General features: G+C 62.4%; 14 protein-coding genes. 8 read left to right on the top strand and 6 right to left on the bottom strand.

Annotated elements, in window-relative coordinates:
- Window positions 1–19: 19 nt before the first annotated feature.
- From ACZ5J0_RS06845 to ACZ5J0_RS06835, 3 genes are read right to left on the bottom strand one after another with little or no spacing between them, the layout of a single operon-like run.
- Entirely contained in the window at window positions 20–1,183 is a 1,164-nt protein-coding gene (locus ACZ5J0_RS06845; protein WP_142939687.1) for an acyl-CoA dehydrogenase family protein, read from the bottom strand.
- Window positions 1,180–3,357, bottom strand: coding sequence for an acetyl/propionyl/methylcrotonyl-CoA carboxylase subunit alpha (locus tag ACZ5J0_RS06840; protein ID WP_464094468.1), 2,178 nt, complete (start codon window positions 3,355–3,357; stop codon window positions 1,180–1,182). The genes ACZ5J0_RS06845 and ACZ5J0_RS06840 overlap by 4 nt, the downstream gene beginning before the upstream one ends.
- A gap of 2 nt (window positions 3,358–3,359) precedes the next feature.
- The gene (locus ACZ5J0_RS06835; protein ID WP_464094467.1) at window positions 3,360–4,970 is read right to left on the bottom strand and encodes a carboxyl transferase domain-containing protein; all 1,611 of its coding nucleotides are present in this window, start codon (window positions 4,968–4,970) and stop codon (window positions 3,360–3,362) included.
- Window positions 4,971–5,109: 139 nt separating this feature from the next.
- Here ACZ5J0_RS06835 and ACZ5J0_RS06830 point away from each other — a divergent pair, with 139 nt between their 5' ends.
- From ACZ5J0_RS06830 to ACZ5J0_RS06820, 3 genes are all read left to right on the top strand, one after another.
- Entirely contained in the window at window positions 5,110–5,742 is a 633-nt protein-coding gene (locus tag ACZ5J0_RS06830) for an SACE_7040 family transcriptional regulator (RefSeq protein WP_142939697.1), read from the top strand.
- A gap of 72 nt (window positions 5,743–5,814) precedes the next feature.
- On the top strand, window positions 5,815–8,142 hold the full coding sequence (locus ACZ5J0_RS06825) for an HNH endonuclease signature motif containing protein (protein WP_464094466.1): 2,328 nt from the start codon (window positions 5,815–5,817) through the stop codon (window positions 8,140–8,142).
- Between the two features lie 479 nt (window positions 8,143–8,621).
- On the top strand, window positions 8,622–9,494 hold the full coding sequence (locus tag ACZ5J0_RS06820; RefSeq protein WP_223942195.1) for an NAD-dependent epimerase/dehydratase family protein: 873 nt from the start codon (window positions 8,622–8,624) through the stop codon (window positions 9,492–9,494).
- A 147-nt stretch (window positions 9,495–9,641) separates the two neighbouring features.
- Here ACZ5J0_RS06820 and ACZ5J0_RS06815 read toward each other — a convergent pair whose 3' ends face one another.
- The 3 genes from ACZ5J0_RS06815 to pdhA are packed head-to-tail and all read right to left on the bottom strand — an operon-like array spanning window position 9,642 to window position 13,287.
- The gene (locus ACZ5J0_RS06815) at window positions 9,642–11,111 is read right to left on the bottom strand and encodes a dihydrolipoamide acetyltransferase family protein (RefSeq protein ID WP_142939699.1); all 1,470 of its coding nucleotides are present in this window, start codon (window positions 11,109–11,111) and stop codon (window positions 9,642–9,644) included.
- The gene (locus ACZ5J0_RS06810) at window positions 11,108–12,118 is read right to left on the bottom strand and encodes an alpha-ketoacid dehydrogenase subunit beta (RefSeq protein WP_464094465.1); all 1,011 of its coding nucleotides are present in this window, start codon (window positions 12,116–12,118) and stop codon (window positions 11,108–11,110) included. Before ACZ5J0_RS06810 ends, ACZ5J0_RS06815 begins: the two co-directional genes overlap by 4 nt.
- The gene (gene pdhA / locus ACZ5J0_RS06805) at window positions 12,118–13,287 is read right to left on the bottom strand and encodes a pyruvate dehydrogenase (acetyl-transferring) E1 component subunit alpha (protein WP_464094464.1); all 1,170 of its coding nucleotides are present in this window, start codon (window positions 13,285–13,287) and stop codon (window positions 12,118–12,120) included. The genes ACZ5J0_RS06810 and pdhA overlap by 1 nt, the downstream gene beginning before the upstream one ends.
- Before the next feature lie 195 nt (window positions 13,288–13,482).
- Between pdhA and ACZ5J0_RS06800 the strand changes: the two genes are divergently transcribed.
- The 5 genes from ACZ5J0_RS06800 to ACZ5J0_RS06780 all read left to right on the top strand — a co-directional run bounded on the left by ACZ5J0_RS06800 (window position 13,483) and on the right by ACZ5J0_RS06780 (window position 17,132).
- A complete protein-coding gene (locus ACZ5J0_RS06800; protein WP_024820292.1) occupies window positions 13,483–13,953 on the top strand; it encodes an Lrp/AsnC family transcriptional regulator in 471 nt (156 codons plus the stop codon).
- Between the two features lie 148 nt (window positions 13,954–14,101).
- Window positions 14,102–14,830, top strand: coding sequence for a hypothetical protein (locus ACZ5J0_RS06795; RefSeq protein WP_238703456.1), 729 nt, complete (start codon window positions 14,102–14,104; stop codon window positions 14,828–14,830).
- Between the two features lie 128 nt (window positions 14,831–14,958).
- Window positions 14,959–15,366 (top strand): DUF4383 domain-containing protein, encoded by a 408-nt coding sequence (locus tag ACZ5J0_RS06790; protein WP_062067466.1) that lies wholly within the window; start codon window positions 14,959–14,961, stop codon window positions 15,364–15,366.
- 64 nt (window positions 15,367–15,430) lie between these two features.
- Window positions 15,431–16,036 (top strand): hypothetical protein, encoded by a 606-nt coding sequence (locus tag ACZ5J0_RS06785; protein WP_142939701.1) that lies wholly within the window; start codon window positions 15,431–15,433, stop codon window positions 16,034–16,036.
- Window positions 16,037–16,112: 76 nt separating this feature from the next.
- A complete protein-coding gene (locus ACZ5J0_RS06780; protein ID WP_464094463.1) occupies window positions 16,113–17,132 on the top strand; it encodes a PHP domain-containing protein in 1,020 nt (339 codons plus the stop codon).
- The last annotated feature ends 9 nt before the right edge of the window (window positions 17,133–17,141 follow it).

Raw genomic sequence — 17,141 nt, 5'->3', positions numbered from 1 at the left:
CTTGATCCTTCCCTTACGGTTACAGACCCAGCTCGCGGGCGATGAGCATCAACTGGACTTCGGTGGTGCCCTCCCCGATTTCAAGGATCTTGGAATCGCGGTAATGGCGCGCCACCGTGAATTCGTTGATGAAGCCATAGCCGCCGAACACCTGGGTGGCGTCCCGCGCGTTGTCCATGGCTGCCTCGCCTGCGACCATCTTAGCGATGGCCGCTTCGGTCTTGAACGGCTTGCCGGCCAGCATCCTGGAAGCGGCGTCGTAGTACGCAAGACGTGCAGTGTGGGCCCTTGCCTGCATCCGGGCGATCTTGAACTGGATGGCCTGGTACTTGCCGATGTTATGCCCAAACGCGCTGCGTTCCTTGGCGTACTTCACGGACAAGTCCACGCAACCTTGAGCAGCGCCGGTGGCCAGCGCAGCGATCGCGATGCGGCCCTCGTCCAGGATGGAAAGGAAGTTCGCGTAGCCCCGGCCGCGCTCGCCCAGAAGGTTCACTTCCGGGACGCGGACATTGTCCAGGGTGAGCGGGTGAGTATCCGATGCGTTCCAACCCACCTTGTTGTACGGTTTCTCTGCCCGGAAACCGGGTGTGTCCGTAGGGACAAGGATGGTGGAGATTTCCTTCTTGGTGCTGCCGTCGGCGTTCTCTTTTTTTCCTGTGACTGCCGTGACGGTGACCAGCGTGGTGATGTCCGTACCGGAGTTGGTGATGAACTCCTTGTTGCCGTTGATGACCCATTCGCCGTTGTCCAGGTGGGCGTTGGTCTTGGTACCGCCGGCGTCCGAACCGGCTTCGCGCTCGGTCAGGCCGAAACCAGCCAGAGAACGTCCGGACGCCAACTGTGGCAGCCACTCTTGCTTCTGTTCCTCCGTGCCGAAACGGAACACCGGCATGGCGCCCAGGGAGACTCCGGCTTCGAGGGTGATGGCCACCGACTGGTCCACACGTCCCAGCTGCTCCAATGCCAAGGCAAGGGCGAAGTAGTCTCCGCCCATCCCGCCAAACTCTTCCGGGAACGGCAGACCAAACAGGCCCATCTCCCCCATCTGCTTCACAACCTCGTAGGGAAAGCTGTGCTCCTCATCGTGCTTGGCGGATACCGGTGCCACAACTTCGTCGGCGAACTCGCGGACGGAATCGCTGAGGTCCTGGTACTCCTCATTCAGGTCAAACGTGCTCATGGCTGGACTTCCTTGTCTGTGTTCGTGTCTGTGGTGGCCGTGGCGTCAGCGGCGTCGGCCACGTGAATGGTGGCGAGCACCTGGTCGGCTTTGACCAAATCCCCGGTCTTGCTGGTGAGGTGGACGGTTCCAGCAACGGAGGCCACCAGTTGGTGCTCCATCTTCATCGCTTCCACGGCAAGGAGGACTTGGCCTTCCTCCACGGTGTCTCCGTCGGCTACAGACACGGAAACCACCGTCCCGGGCATGGGTGAGCGCACCTCCGGATCCACCGCGCCTTCTTCGCGCTGGATCCCGGCGAGCATCCGCCGCAGTCGCTCGGCCCGGTTCAAGACTTCAAGCCGGCAGGACCAGCCGTCGTTGCCCACAAAGAGTTCCTGCACCCCGGTGCGCCCGCCCGACGCAACACCAACCGCGAAGGTGACCGGACCGTCGTCGAACTCCACCGCGAGCCTGTTGTCACCGCGGTCCGCCACCCTGACGTCCACCGGGCTCCCGCCGTCGACGCTAGCCCTGACGGTACCGCCCTCCTCAGTGATTGACACCGTCGCGATTGCACCCCCCGGAACACCGAAAGTGGCTGTCCACGCGCCGCGGCCGCCGACGCGCCAAGCATCGGGAGTCCGCCACGCGTCACCAGCGAGCACCGATCCTGTGCGCTCCAGCCACAGAGTGAGAGCGGCGGCGATCAATTCCCTGGGACCAGCATGCCGGAACTCCATGGACGGCAGCCTGCGCTCAATCAGCCCGGTGTCGAGGCGCCCGGCCCGGACGTCAGGATCGTTGATCAGCAGGCGCAGGTACTCCACATTCGTGTCCACGCCCAGCAGCGTGTAACGGCCAAGGGCAGCGTTAAGGGTATCCAGCGCTGACGCCCTGTCCTCGCCCCACGCGATGACCTTGGCCAGCATGGGATCGTAGTCCCCGGTGATCTCCAGGTTGTGGCGCATGGCGGAATCGATCCGCACCTTGGCGTGGGTGCGTTGCTGACCGGTCACGGTTGAATCCGACTCGCCCTGCTCAGCGAGCGCCACGATCCGCCCCATGGACGGCATGAAGTTCCGCTCCGGCACCTCGGCGTAAACGCGCGCTTCCACGGCGTGGCCGTTAAGTTCGACGTCGGACTGCGCCACGGTGAGCACCTCACCGGCGGCGATCCTCACCTGCCATTCCACGAGGTCGATACCCGTGACCATCTCCGTGACGGGATGCTCCACCTGCAGCCGGGTGTTCATCTCCATGAAGAAAAACTCATCGGGGTGCTCATCGGACACCAGGAACTCGACAGTTCCCGCACCGCTGTAATTGACCGAACGCGCTGCATTGCAGGCCGCCTCGCCAATGCGGGCCCGCTCCTCCGCGCCGTCCGGCAACGATCCGAACAGGGCCGACGGCGCTTCCTCAATGACCTTCTGGTGCCGGCGTTGGAGAGAACACTCGCGCTCGCCGAGGTGGATCACGTTGCCATGGTTATCGGCCAGGACCTGGACCTCGATGTGACGGGGTGCGCGGATGAGTCTTTCCAGGAAGAGGGTGTCGTCACCGAAAGCGGACGCTGCCACGCGCCTTGCGGTTGCGAGCGTGGAGGCCATGTCTTCGGGTCTTTCCACCACATGCATGCCTTTGCCCCCGCCACCTGCGGACGGTTTGATCAGCAAGGGAAACCCAACTTCGGGGGCGGCCTGGATCAAGTCCTGATCGCTGAGTCCGGGCTGCGCGATGCCCGGTACGCAGGGGACGTCGTACGCCATCACGTGGTTTTTGGAGCGGATTTTGTCGCCCATCACCTCAATGGCACCGATACCGGGACCTATGAAGGTAATGCCCGCCGCATCCAGAGCCTTGGCGAACTCCACATTTTCAGACAGGAAGCCGTAGCCCGGGTGGACTGCCTCCGCGCCGCTTCGATGGCACGCGTCGATGATGGCGTCAATCTTCAAATAGCTCTCGGCAGGTGCTGTGCCGCCGATGCCGACAGCGGTATCGGCGAGGGCCACGTGCTTGGCATCTTTGTCCGCGTCCGAGTACACAGCGATGGAGCGGATGCCCATCTCCTTTAGTGTCCGGATGACACGGCAGGCGATCTCACCACGGTTGGCAACGAGGACGGCGTTGAAGGTTCGGGCTTCGACTGCCGTGGTGGTTGTTGCTGTGGTTGTTGTTGGCAGGGTCATGGTCACATCCTGAAGAGACCGAAGGAGGTCTCGGGCAGTTGTTGGCGGGAGACGACGTCCAAGGCCATGCCCAGGACACGCCGTGTGTCAGCGGGATCGATGATTCCGTCATCCCACAGCCTTGCGGTGGAGTAGTAGGGGCTTCCCTGATCTTCGTACTGTTGCTTGATGGGAGCTTTGAAGGCTTCTTCGTCTTCGGCTGACCATTCCTGTCCGGCTGCCTCGTACTGGTCCCTTTTGACCGTGGCGAGGACGCTGGAGGCTTGATTTCCCCCCATCACTGAAATGCGGGCCGCAGGCCACATCCACAGGAAACGCGGCGAGTAGGCCCGGCCGCACATGGAGTAGTTGCCGGCACCGAAGGACCCACCGATCACCACTGTCAGCTTGGGCACGCGGGCCGTAGCCACAGCAGTAACCATCTTGGCGCCGTTCTTGGCGATGCCGCCTTGTTCGACGTCTTTGCCCACCATGAAGCCGGAGAGGTTCTGCAGGAAGATCAACGGAATGCCGCGCTGATCGCAGAGCTCGATGAAGTGCGCTCCTTTGAGGGACGATTCGCTGAAGAGGACGCCGTTGTTGGCAACGATGCCCACGGGGTGGCCGTGCAGGTGCGCGAATCCGGTCACCAGCGTGGTGCCGTAGTTCCTCTTGAACTCGTGGAATTCTGAGCCGTCCACCAGCCTCGCGATGACTTCTCGGACGTCGTATTGGGCGTTGACGTCCGTGGGAACCACACCGTAGATCTCTGAAGGATCGACGACGGGCGGCAGGACGACGTCGGATACGTCCCAGGCCGGCTGCGCCGGCTTCGGCAACGTCGCCACGATGTCCCGCACAATTTCCAGCGCGTGCTGGTCGTTTTCGGCCAAATGGTCCGTGACCCCGGAAATCCTTGAATGGACGTCGCCGCCGCCAAGTTCCTCTGCGGTGACGATCTCGCCGATGGCTGCCTTAACCAGCGGCGGGCCACCCAGGAAGATGGTGCCCTGGTTCCGGACAATGACTGTCTCATCGCTCATTGCAGGAACGTAGGCGCCGCCTGCCGTGCACGAGCCCATGACGGATGCGATCTGCGGGATCTTGGCCGCGGACATTTTGGCTTGGTTGTAGAAGATCCGGCCAAAGTGCTCCCGGTCGGGGAAAACTTCGTCCTGCTTGGGCAGGAATGCCCCTCCTGAATCCACGAGGTAGATGCACGGGAGCTTGTTCTCCAGAGCAATTTCCTGGGCCCGGAGGTGCTTCTTCACGGTCATGGGATAGTAGGTGCCGCCTTTGACTGTGGCGTCATTGGAGATCACCAGAACATGGCGGCCATGGACCAGGCCGATGCCCGCAATAACCCCAGCACCCGGGGAATCGTCGTTGTACATGCCGTTGGCAGCCAAAGGTGCGATCTCCAGGAAAGGACTGCCGTCATCAAGCAAGTAGTCGATCCGTTCGCGCGGTAGAAGTTTCCCGCGGGCGATATGCCGCTCCCGGGACTTTGCCGGGCCGCCGAGGGCCGCCGTCGCCAGACGCTCCTTCAGCTCGGCCACCAAGGCCACTTGCGCGTCGTGGTTAGCTTCGAAGGTGCCGCCCGCGGTTCCCATCAGACTGGAAATTGTCTCCATTGACCCCTGTTCCATTCCCGGCCACAGGCCATTTCGGTTAGTGCCACGTAACTGAAATTTAGGTTAGTCTTTATTAACTGTGATGTCCAGCACAGTAGGTCCCGCAAGTACAGGGACTGAACTGGCCAAGGAGGAAAACGTGACCGGAGGTCAGGAAGCAAGTATCAACAGCACTCGGACCCCCGCCACCCAACGCGGTCAGGCGAAGGAGCTCCGAAGGCTGGCCTTATTGTCTGCAGCCGCCGGACTGTTTGCCGAGAACGGCTTCACCCGGGTGTCCCTTGAAGACCTCGGAGCAGCAGCGGGAGTCAGTGGACCCGCCGTCTACCGGCATTTTCCGGGCAAGCAAGCGGTCCTTGGCGAACTTCTCCTCAGTGTCAGCCGCGACCTCCTGGACGGCGGATTGCAGGTGGTATCGGAGTCGGACGATCCCCGGTCCGCACTGAAGGGCCTGATCCGGTTCCAGGTTGATTTCGCGCTCAGCAATCCAGACGTCATCCGTGTCCAGGACCGGGACTTCGGAAGTCTCAGCGATGCCGACCAAGCAGAAGTCAGATCCCTCCAGCGCAGTTACGTTGAAACGTGGGTTGACGTCCTGGCCCGTATTCACACCGACGCAGATGTCGCCGGCCTCCGGGTTCGGGCACACGCAGCCTTTGGATTGATCAATTCCACACCCCACTCGGTGCGCCACCACGGCAGGAAAATTGCTGTGAAGTCCGCCAGGCCCATCCTGGAACAGATGGCTTTCGCTGCTCTGACGTCTGCCTGATTTTTTCCGTCGGGTGGGGCTGTCTTTGAACGTTGCGCTAAAAATGTCAGACCCCAATGATTTGATTTATTCATGGAGAACTTGGCGCAGTCGACGGCATCATGGGCGGAATCGTCCCCTGCTGTTGCTGCCCTGGCCGCGGTGCGGTCACAGCGCAGTGGGGGGACGCCGCACTTGATCAAGGCCGGGCGTACCGATTCGACGGCGCACATCACGGTGATCGAACATTTCCACGGCGTTGGAATGGCCAACGATACTGGTCGGCTGTACGGCGACAGACTGCACAAGGACGCTGGGCGACTCCACGGAACTGCGCCGGTCAAGGCTCCCGGCGGGCTCAACAGCCCACAGCATCTCAGCGGCGAGGCTAACTTTGCCCGGATTTCGAAGTCCAACTCCGCGCCGATTTTAGAGTCCACCGCCGCCCCCACCACACGTGCACAGGTCGACAACACGGCCTTGACGCTCGACCCACGGCGGAAGGCCTGGGCCCACTCCAGCCTGGACTCTGATCGGCCGATTCAACGCCAGCACGGGCAGATTCCTGAACCCACTGCCGTTTCGGGATCGGACTTCTCTACGCTCCTTGACGAGGGCGCTGCGCTTCTTGACTCCGCACGCTTGTCCGCGGCAGATGAGGTGCGGTTGTTGGGATTCGTTGAGGCGGCTGATTTCGCGGGCAGGGTCGAGGAGATCTCGCGGTCGGTGGAGTATTTGCAGGTGGTCGCTGCTCAGGCGGTGGAACGGACCCGAAAGGAAGCTCTGCAAGCTCGGCCGGGAGCGTCAGCGGCAGCGCCGGAATGGCGAACGGGTTGGACCGAGCCGGCAGGGGCTTCGGCGGTTCCCGCAGCCGCAGTCTCAAGGGGAACTGCCCCGGCGGGGGCTAGCCAGGCGGAACCGGACCCAACACGAGCTAGCCCCGCCGAACCGGCCCACACAAGAACCGCCCCGGTTGGCAGTTTCTTGGATGATGGGTACCGGAACACGGCGGAGTTCCTTCGGGCCAGGTTGCGGATCGGTATCGCTGAGGCCCGGCGCAGGCTCGCCCTCGCCACCGACGCCCTCCCCCACACCGGGATGACCGGCCAGGACGTCCCGGCCCGCCGCGAAGCCCTCGCCGACGCCCTCGCCTCCGGAGAGCTGCCCTCACGCTCGGCGTCGATCATCAGCACCGCCCTGGACAAAGTCCGGCACCTCGCCGATGAAGAAATGCTCACTCGGATGGAACACGCCCTCACCGCCACCGCGGTGGAATCCGATCCCGACTTTGTGTCCAAGATGGCCCGACGCTGGACCGACCTGATAGACCACGACGGCCCCGAACCCACCGAAGAAGCACTCCGCCAACACCAAGGCGCGTTCCTACGCCGCCGACGCCGCTACGGACTCCACCACATCGAAATCTTCGCCACCGACGAACAATACGAAACCCTCACCACCACCATGAACACCGCCACCAACCCACGCCTCACCACCGCACCACCCGACACAGCACCCGCCAGCTCCCCCATTACCGGTGCCGGTCACGGACGAGCCAACGAAACCTCGCACGGTCACGGACCACACGCATCACCCATGCACGCATCAACACCGCACGCATCACCCGTGCACGCATCACCCGTGCACGCATCAGCAGTCTTCAGCCCGGCTTCCACACACTCAGCTGGTAAGGACACCGCTGACGGCCCGGACCTGGACCGGCGTTCGAGGGCCCAGAAACTCCTCAACGGCCTCGTCGGTGCGTGCAGTGTCGCGATGAGCACCGGCAAGCTGCCCTCCAACGGCGGCCTCCGACCCCAACTCACCGTCACCATCGACCACCGCGACCTCTTCACCCAGCTCACCGGGCCCGGCCACGCAGCCCAAAATAGAACAACCCGCCAAGCCGACCAATCCAGCGGCTCCGCCACGGCCCCGAACCAGCCAAACACGCCCAACCAACCCGGCACCGGCGCTCCGCGGTACCGGCCCAGCACAGGGACAGCGACGTACCTGGGCCCGATCCGCCCCACCACCATCCGCAAAATCGCCTGCGACGCCGACATCATCCCCGTCCTACTCGGCAGCGACTCCCGAATCCTGGACATCGGCCGCACCACCCGGATCTTCCCACCCCACATCCGCAAAGCCATCACCGCCCGCGACCAAGGCTGCACCTTCCCCGACTGCACCATGCCCGCACCCTGGTGCGAAGCCCACCACACCACCTACTGGTCCCACGGCGGCACCACAGGCACAGACAACGGCACCCTGCTCTGCAGCCACCACCACCACATCATCCACAAAGAACAATGGCGCATCGACATGACAACCGGCGCCCCCTGGTTCATCCCCCCACCCCACATCGACCCCCACCAAAAACCCCGACGCAACCACCACCACACACCCCAACGAACATAAACCCAACCCACAACAACCCCACGCGGGTCTGTCTGAATGGGCTCATTGGGACTGCCTGAACGGGATTGCCTGAAAACGGTGTGCGGGGCCTGACCCGAGGGGACGGGCGCCTGACGCGGACTTTGGGGAGGGCGATCGGTGCATAGCCTGTACCGGGCCCTCATTTCATCATCGCCGCTAGCAGCTGACTACCGCCTACTGCTCGCTGCCCACTGCCCGCCGCCCGCCGCCCGATGACTGCACCTTTGATTTGACGTGGGTTCTCCGGCAACACGCACGCCCGCGGGTTGTTCCGGTTTTCCTAGGACTCACAGGGCCTGCCTTAAGGGCTGCACTCAACAGATGTGCCACCTAGGCTGGAAAACCTAAGCCTTGCTGAACCGGCGAGGAATCGCGGGTTAGGTCCGGCCCCATAGCCAGGAGCACAAAATGTCCAGGAGCACCAAAAGTCTAGGAGCACAAATGTCGAGGAGCGGTAAATGAGGATTGCTGTCACGGGCGGAAGCGGGAAACTGGGCAGAAGCGTGGTTCGGCGGCTCACGCAGGACGGCCACCAGGTGCTCAACATGGACCGAGCCGGCATCCGCGGGAAGGGCTACGTAAGCGTTGATCTGCGCAACTATGGGCAGGTCGTGGATGTCATCCTGGGCTTGGACGACCAGCACCATGGCTTGGACGCAATTGTTCACTTGGCCGCCATCCCCGCTCCGGGTCTCGCCCCCGACGCCGCGATTTTCGAGAACAACATGGTGTCCACGTACAACGTGTTTCAAGCGGCACGAAGGGCAGGCATCAAGAAGGTGGTTTATGCCTCCAGCGAGACAGTCCTGGGGCTCCCTTTCGACATCGCACCTCCCTACATTCCCGTGGATGAGGAGTACGCGGCCCGTCCGGAAAGCACCTACTCACTGGTCAAGCATCTTGAGGAGCAGATGGCCATCCAGCTCACACGATGGGATCCGGAACTGAGCATCACGGCGCTGCGCTTCTCCAACGTCATGGACCCCGAGGACTACGATGCCTTCCCGTCCTTCGACTCTGACGCAAACCTTAGGAAATGGAATCTGTGGGGCTACATTGATGCCCGCGACGGTGCCCTGGCTGTGGTCAGGGCCTTGGAACATGGTGAACCGGGCTTTGAAACTTTCATCATTGCCGCGGCCGATACTGTGATGAGCCGGAGCAGCGCTGATCTGGCTGCGGAAGTCTTTCCCGGCGTCGAGGTCCTCAAAGAACTGGGCGAGCACGAAACCATGCTGTCCATTGACAAGGCGCGCAGGCTGCTGAGTTTTGAACCGGAGCACAGCTGGCGCACGTACCACTCCAACCGGACGACCCCCACGGAAGACTGAGCCACCGAAGACCGAGCCAGCGAAGAACCGACCCTCCGAAGACTGACGCGGGCTTTAGTTCAGGCTTAATGCGCGACGGCCCACCCCTTAGCTGCAGTTTCCTGCAAGCACTCGTAAAGGGATGGGCCGGCGCAGCTTCGGTTACCGCTAGATCATGGTCATCACCATTGCGGGGTCGGCAAGGATCGCCCCGAGGTCGGCAAGGAATCGCGATCCCTGTTCCCCGTCCACCAGGCGGTGGTCGAAGGACAGGCTAAGTGACATGACCTGCCGGACAGCGAGTTGGTCATTCACCACCCACGGCGCCTTCCGCACAGCACCCAACGCCACAATGGCAGCCTCTCCCGGGTTCAGGATGGGGGTGCCGGCGTCGATTCCGAACACGCCGATGTTGGTGATGGAGATGGTGCCGCCGGACAGTTCCGACGGCGACGTCTTGCCTGCACGCGCGGTATCCGTCAGTTCAGTCAGCGCCGTGGAAAGCTCACGAAGGGTAAGCCGGTCCGCATCCTTGATGTTCGGGACCGTCAGGCCTCGGGGCGTGGCGGCCGCTATGCCCAGGTTGACGTAGTTGAACTGGACAATTTCCTGGCTGGCGTCATCCCACCGCGAGTTCAGCGACGGGTTGTTCCGCAGCGCCACCAGGACCGCCTTGGCCGCAAGGGTCAGCGGAGTGAGCTTGTAGCCTTCGAACGCCTTGTTGCCCTTCAACCTTGCCAGCAACTCCATGGTGGCCGTGACGTCCACCGTGAGGAACTCGGTAACGTGCGGCGCAGTGAAAGCGCTCTGCACCATGGCCGCGGCCGTGAACTTCCGGACTCCCTTTATGGGAGTGCGGGTTTCGCGCTCAGCCCCTGCCTCAGAAACCCGGCCTTCGGCCGGGGCTGCGGCTGCCGTTGCACCGGAGAAGTTCTGAACATCCTCGCGGGTAATGAGCCCGCCCATGCCGGTTCCGGGAACGAGTTTCAGATCAATGCCAAGATCGCGCGCCAGTTTTCTCACCGGCGGGGTTGATCGCGGACGTTCGGAAGTGTCCCCCTCTGCCAGACGAGCTACCGCAGGCTCGATTGGCGCCGGAGCCGCGGGCGGTGCGGAATGCGCGGGCGGTGCGGAATGCGCGGCCAGAACGTGACCGCGGGCACGGCGGGCCGGGCGGCCGCTGTGCTCGACGACGGCGCCGTACCCCACCAGGTTCGGCTCACGTTTCGCCGGGGTCCCCACTGCTTCAACGCCGGCGGTTGCCGCCGAACCATTGGCAGATGTTTCGACGGCGACGCTGACTCCAGCGGATGGAGCGCCAGCAGATCCAGCACCAGCAGACCGGTCACCGCTGTCCGGCAAGCTACGCCCGCTGGAGGACCCGGCGTCGTCAACCTCGAACGACACGATGGGCTTGCCAACTTCCACCACCGTGCCGGGCTGCTCATGAAGTTCTGCTACCACTCCCGCGAACGGAGAGGGTAACTCCACAACTGCCTTGGCGGTTTCAACTTCGGCGATGACCTGGTTCAGTGTGACGGTGTCCCCCACCGCTACCTTCCAACTCAGGATTTCCGATTCGGTCAGGCCCTCGCCAAGGTCCGGCAGCCTGAATTCCTTGATCATGGTGGCGGTCATCCTTCCAGTCCACTCAACGAGTTGCGCCGACCCAGGGCGCGGTCCACGCCGTCGAGAATCCTGTCCAGATCCGGCAGGTGGTGCATCTCGAGTTTCGAGTAGGGGTACGGAACATCGAAACCGGTGATGCGGACCGGGGCGGACTCCAGATAGTGGAAGCAGCGCTCCGTGATGCTGGCGGCGATCTCGGCGCCCAGGCCACCGGACTGCCCCGCCTCGTGGGTGATCACCAAGCGTCCGGTCTTGCGGACAGAGGCTTCCACTACCGGGTAATCCACGGGGGCCAGCGAGCGCAGATCGATGACTTCCACCGAGATGCCTTCGTCGGCGGCAGCCATGGCAGCATCCTTGGCTGTCTTCACGAGGGGACCGTAGGCCACCAGCGTGACATCCGAGCCGGCGGTCACCACGGCAGCCTTGTCCAGGGGAAGGGCGGTGGAGAGGTCAAGGGTCTCGTCCACATCGCCCTTGTCGTGATAGCGGCGCTTGGGCTCGAAGTAGAGCACGGGATCATCGGAGGCAATGGCCTGCTGAATCATCGCGTACGCATCCTGCGGGTTGGAAACCGCCACCACACGCAAGCCGGAAGTGTGCGTGAAATACGCTTCGGGTGATTCGGAGTGGTGTTCCGGCGATCCGATTCCGCCAGCAAAAGGAACACGAATGGTGATGGGCATCTTCACCCGTCCCTGCGTGCGGTAGTGCATCTTGGCTACCTGGCTGACAATCTGGTCGAACGCCGGGTAGATGAAACCATCGAACTGGATCTCGCACACCGGCCGGTAGCCGCGGTAGGCCAAGCCAACCGCGGTGCCGATAATGCCTGACTCGGCCAGAGGGGAATCGATGACCCGGTGCTTCCCGAAATCTTTCTGCAGCCCGTCCGTGACGCGGAAGACGCCACCGAGCGAGCCGATGTCTTCTCCCATGAGGACCACTTTGGGGTCGTTTTCGAGGGACTTCCGGAGACCGGCGTTGATGGCCCGGGCAAAAGTGAGCTTGGACATCAGAGTGCACCTTCCTCGGCGGGCTGGTTGAAGCTGTTCAGGTAGCGCGAATAGTGGTCCCTCTGGCGTTCAATCCAAGGGTTTGGGGTGCTGTAAACGTGGTTGAAAACGTCCAGCGGTTCAGGGTCCGGCATATCAATACAGCTGGATCGCAGTTCCGCGGCCACAGCATCGGCCTTGGACTTCACCCTGGCTTCCACGTCGTCAGTCAGCAAGCCCTTGGCTTCGAGCAGCTTGCGCAGCCTCAGAATGGGGTCCTTGGCAGCCCAGTCCTCCAATTCGATGGGGTCACGGTACCGGGTGGGATCATCGGCGGTAGTGTGCGGACCCATGCGGTATGTCACAGCCTCGATAAATGTAGGTCCGCCACCCTTGCAGGCCCGGTCCAACGCCACACGGGTTGCAGCCATGACAGCCAGCACATCATTGCCATCAACCCTCATACTGGGGATGCCGAAGCCGGTGGGCCTGTCAGCCAACTGGACGTGGGACTGCACGCGGACGGGCTCGGAGATGGCCCAATGGTTGTTCTGGCAGAAGAACACCACGGGAGCCTGGTAGCTCGCTGCGAAGACCATGGCCTCGTTGACGTCGCCTTCACTCGTGGCGCCATCGCCAAAGTAGGCAAGTACCGCGGTATTGGCACCATCCAACTGAACGCCCATGGCATAGCCGGTGGCGTGGAGACTTTGCGAACCAATAATGATCTGGGGCGTCGCTAGGTTGATGCGCATTGGATCCCACCCATAGGAGGCGTTTCCGCGCCATACCCGGGCAATCTCGGACAGGTGGGCGCCACGTACGTAGGCCACCCCGCTTTCGCGGTAGCTGGGGAAAACGAAGTCATCGTCCCGGAGCGAGCGGCTTGAGCCGATCTGCGCTGCTTCCTGACCCAGCAACGGCGGCCACAGTGCGAGCTCTCCCTGACGCTGGAGGGCCGTGGCCTCCGCATCGATACGGCGAATGACTGTCATGTCCTCGTACAAGGAGCACAGGTGTTCGTCGCCAATGTCCTTGACCCAGATATCGAATTCTGGATGGCTGATGCGTTCGCCCTCGGGCGACACCAACTGGAGCAGCTCTCCGCCAGTCCTCAAGGGAATTTGTGCACTATGTTCCGGGCTTGGAGTGTGGTGGTGCACTCCCTTGCCTGCCTGATCCGTCAACACAGGTGATCGCAACCTTCCGGCTCGTTTTTGTCGGCGCTGGCTGGACTTGTGATCCTGCCGCAGACCGGCCCTCCGGCACCTTCGCCGGAGTTAAGTGTGACCCTACTCACAACGGGCATCGGGTACAACTACCCTCGCCGAAGTTGAGCATTATGCCCTGTTTAGAGAAGCTCGGCCGTGCTAATCTTGCGCATTATGCAACCCTTGGATGGCACTGATACCCGTCTCCTTTCGGCCATGGCCAAGGATCCCCGAGGTACTGTAGTGGCCTTGGCGCAGAAGCTGGGCCTGTCCAGGAACACTGTCCAAGCCCGGATGGCACAACTGGAGAAGAAACACGCCTTTCTCTCCTTCGAGCGGCGCATCAATCCCGCGGCGCTGGGGTACCCGCTCACCGCCTTCATTACTGTCCATGTGCAACAACAAAAACTGGCCTCGCTCTCCGAAGACCTCGCAGACATCCCTGAAATCCTTGAAGGCTTCGGCCTGACCGGCTCCGCGGACTTGCTATTGCGCGTGGTTGCCCTGGACGCGGAGGACCTCTACCGCATCAACGGAAAGATCCTCGGCTGTGATGGGGTGGAACGGACAGACACGGCACTGGCTATGCGGGAGATGATCCCGTACCGGGTGCAACCGCTGCTGGGGAGACGCTCCGGCGAATGAAAATGACTCTTCACCTGCAGTAATGGGCGGTGCATCACTTGCCCGCAGAACCGGCATGCGATTTGATGCAAGTGGACGCATCGGGGGCCGGCCAGAGGTCCCCGGCCAGGTGGTGGCGCTGCCGAAGGCTACCGAAAGGGGCACTACCGTGAGCAACCCGCAACAACCCAACCAACCCGAGCCGAACAACCATGGCCAGAACCCGCCGCCGGTTCCCCCTGGCCCCGGGTATCCCCCGCAGACAGGCGGCCCGTATCCCCCACAGCCCGGGGCGTCGCCGCAGTGGCAACAGCCGCCGTCGTCCGCTTCTCCCCAAGGCGGCCCCCACTACGCTGCACCCGGCCACGAACCGTACGCCCAAAACCCCTACCCCCAAGGACAGAATGCGTATACCCAAGGCCAAACCCAGCCCGGGCAGTACCAACCCGGCCCGTACGGTCAGCAGCCCCCGAAGAAGAGCCGGAAAGTATTGTGGATTGTCCTCGGCATCGTCGCGGGAGTGATCGTCCTGGCAGTGGTGGGTGTACTGCTGTTGGTCAACCTGGTAGGGAATGCGACGTCCAAAGCCAGATCACTGGCGGACGAGTTCACTAATCTGGTGGTCTCGGGCCAAACAGAGCAGGCCTATGACACCTACCTGAGCCAGCCCTTGAAAGACGAGCTGGACAAGCAGTCCTTCCTAGACGGCATCGAAAGCCTGAACCTGGATAGCTCGTGCAAGCCGAACTACAACTCAGTCAACGTGAACTCGGAAAACGGAAACAACAAAGCCAACCTCGGGGGCACGTTGCAATGCGACGGCAAGACAATCGACCTCCAGTACGTTTTCGAAGGCACCGACGACCTCAAAATGACCAGCATCCGCCTCCGCCCCTGAACGTCCGGGAATTTATCCGGTCCACCACCCATCCGCCTGCGCATATGGTCCGAATCACTGCTTGAGAGCCCCAACCGGGGCTCAGCAGGACGGCCGGATTTTCCGGCCATCACCGGAAGGTTCGGACCATGCGTACTTCGCCCAATCGCCTGATCGCCACCATCTTCGGAGCCGTCTACCTCCTGGTAGGCGTCCTCGGATTCTTTGTCACCTCGGGAATCGGCTTCTTCGCCACTGAGGGCGCCAACCTGATCATCTTCGCCGTCAACCCGCTTCACAACATCATCCACCTGGCCATCGGCGCCGCACTGCTCTACGCCGGAATGAACAGCGTCACGCTGTCCAAGGGCGTCAATACTGCCGTGGGTGGCGTCTACCTCCTGGTGGGTATCCTTGGACTCTTCCTAGTGGGTTCCTCGCTGAACATCATTGCTCTCAACGGTGCGGACAACGTCCTGCACCTTGCCAGCGCCGTAGTCCTGTTGGGCGTTGCCCTGTCGCAGGACAAGGCCGCCGTAGCGTCCGCCCGCGCCTGATCAGCTTCTGAATCGTCTGAACATCATCTGATCACCGCTTGTTAAGCGAGAGGACTGCACAGCCATGGAACGCAAAAATCACCCCACGCTCAGCGCAGCGACCCTGCTGTTCGTGTACTTCGCAGCAATGGCCGCCGGGATGGTGGAGCTTTCCCTGGCAGCCGGATATCTCACCGGAACTGAAGCGGTGACACCCGGCCTGATTGTTGCCGGCGTGGCAACCCTCACAGGCGGCCTGGCATTTTTGGCTTGGTCCCTGTGGGGGCTGCACCGCAACACCTTGGTCCTTGCCCGCTATGCACTTCCTGTCCTCGCCCTGACTGCTGCTGCACACCTTGCAGTGACGGTGGCCGGGGTCAGCACCCAGCGCTCACTGAATGTGAGTCACTTTGCCGCTCTCGGCCTGACGCTCATGGCAGTTGCCGGGGCCGGCTGGCTGAGGCGGCAGCACAAGACCAACGACGGCGGCGCCCACGGCCAGCCAAGGACCGGGCGGCTTCTGGCAGCCGCGTTCGGAGCCGCCGTCGTTGTTGCCTCGGTAGCAACACCGGGCCTGGCCGCCTCGATGGCAGGGCAGCATGCTGTCCCGCACGGGGAGCACGGCCAGTCGCCCCACGAAGAAAACGGCCAGGGCTCCAATCCCGCCCTGGAACCGGGTCACCACCACTAGCTGGCAGTGACCGAACCGGCGCACCATCAACACTGCCCACTGTTGATGGTGCGCCTTGTTCGTGGATCATGGAGCCATGGATCCCCTTGAGGCGCTCGACGAAATCTCTTTCTGGCTTGAACGAAGCCAAGCCCCCACTTTCAAGGTCCAGGCGTTTCGGAAAGCAGCCGACGCCGCACGGCAGCTTTCGCCCGAGGACTTAAGGAAACTCGTGGGCTCAGGACGCATCACCAGTCTCAAAGGCGTAGGCAACCGCAGCGCCGAAGTCATCACCCAGGCCTTGGAAGGCCGGGTTCCCGACTATCTGGCTGATTTACGTGAGCGCGGCACTGAAGCGCTGGCCGCCGGAGGTGACACGCTGCGGGCAGCACTACGCGGGGACCTGCACAGCCACAGCAATTGGTCCGACGGCGGCTCCCCCATTTTGGCCATGGTTGCCGCCGCACGCACCCTCGGCCGCGAGTATCTTGCCTTGACGGACCACTCCCCCAACCTCACCATCGCCAACGGCCTCAGCGTGGAACGGCTGGAGAAGCAATTGGATGTGGTGGACGGCATCAACGCCTCCCAGGATGGCTTCCGACTGCTCAAAGGAATTGAAGTGGACATCCTTGAAGACGGCACCCTGGACCAGACCCCGGACATGCTGGACCGTCTGGACGTGGTGGTGGCCAGCGTTCATTCAAAACTTCGATCAGACAAAAAGACCATGACCACACGAATGTTGGGTGGCATCAGTGATCCGCACACCAATGTGCTGGGGCATTGCACGGGCCGTCTGGTCCAAGGCTCACGGGGCACCCGGCCCGAATCCGAATTCGATGCCCCCAAAATCTTCAAGGAATGCGCGGAGTGGGGTGTCGCCGTCGAAATTAACTCCAGGCCCGAGCGCCAGGACCCACCGGACAACCTCATCACCATGGCCTTGGACGCCGGCTGCCTGTTCAGCATTGACAGCGACGCTCATGCACCCGGCCAGCTCGATTTCCTCCAGTACGGGGCCGAGCGGGCCGAAGCCATGGGTGTGCCCAAGGAACGGATCGTCACCACCTGGCCGCTGGAGCAATTGAAGGAATGGCTGAGCCTGAAAAAGTAGGTCTTCGGC

Source organism: Arthrobacter sp. DualSoilB13 (assembly GCF_055389195.1).
This window is presented reverse-complemented; position numbering and strand designations above follow the sequence as displayed.